The organism is Serratia odorifera (assembly GCF_041448735.1).
Lineage (GTDB): Bacteria > Pseudomonadota > Gammaproteobacteria > Enterobacterales > Enterobacteriaceae > Serratia_F > Serratia_F odorifera.
The window spans coordinates 1-972 of sequence record NZ_JBGMUT010000037.1 but is presented as its reverse complement, the minus strand read 5'-3'; the positions used below and the strand labels follow the sequence as shown (position 1 = coordinate 972).

1 rRNA gene is annotated in these 972 nt (G+C 45.1%); it reads right to left on the bottom strand.

Going from position 1 to position 972, the window contains the following annotated elements:
* Nucleotides 1-639: ribosomal RNA gene (locus ACCC84_RS23445) — 16S ribosomal RNA — on the bottom strand; the annotation flags it as partial.
* Nucleotides 640-972 lie beyond the last annotated feature (333 nt).

Here is a 972-nt window from a genome sequence, read left to right as displayed (position 1 = left end):
CTCCACGGTTGAGCCGTGGGCTTTCACATCAGACTTAAGAAACCACCTGCGCGCGCTTTACGCCCAATAATTCCGGATAACGCTTGCCACCTACGTATTACCGCGGCTGCTGGCACGTAGTTAGCCGTGGCTTTCTGGTTAGGTACCGTCAAGGTGCCAGCTTATTCAACTAGCACTTGTTCTTCCCTAACAACAGAGTTTTACGACCCGAAAGCCTTCATCACTCACGCGGCGTTGCTCCGTCAGACTTTCGTCCATTGCGGAAGATTCCCTACTGCTGCCTCCCGTAGGAGTCTGGGCCGTGTCTCAGTCCCAGTGTGGCCGATCACCCTCTCAGGTCGGCTACGCATCGTTGCCTTGGTGAGCCGTTACCTCACCAACTAGCTAATGCGACGCGGGTCCATCCATAAGTGACAGCCGAAGCCGCCTTTCAATTTCGAACCATGCAGTTCAAAATGTTATCCGGTATTAGCCCCGGTTTCCCGGAGTTATCCCAGTCTTATGGGCAGGTTACCCACGTGTTACTCACCCGTCCGCCGCTAACTTCATAAGAGCAAGCTCTTAATCCATTCGCTCGACTTGCATGTATTAGGCACGCCGCCAGCGTTCATCCTGAGCCAGGATCAAACTCTCCAATAAAGTTAGTTTGTCTAGCATCTAAAAATAAAAATTGACGTTTCACGTTGTTTGTTTCGTTCAGTTTTCAAAGAACTACTTGGTCGCTCATTTGCGACTTCCTTATGTTAACATTTTCATCTTTCAATGTCAACTAAGTTTTTCATTTCGTTTGTCGCTTGCGACGTTAATGTCATCGGCGACTTGTTCTATATTACACCTCTAATCTCTAATCGTCAATATGTTTTTATAAAAAATATAAAAAGGCTTATTTCTTTTAAAATAAGCCTTTTTATCACATATCATTCTATTCATTTATTATTTTTCTATAATTGGTAAAGAGACGATAAATTGAAT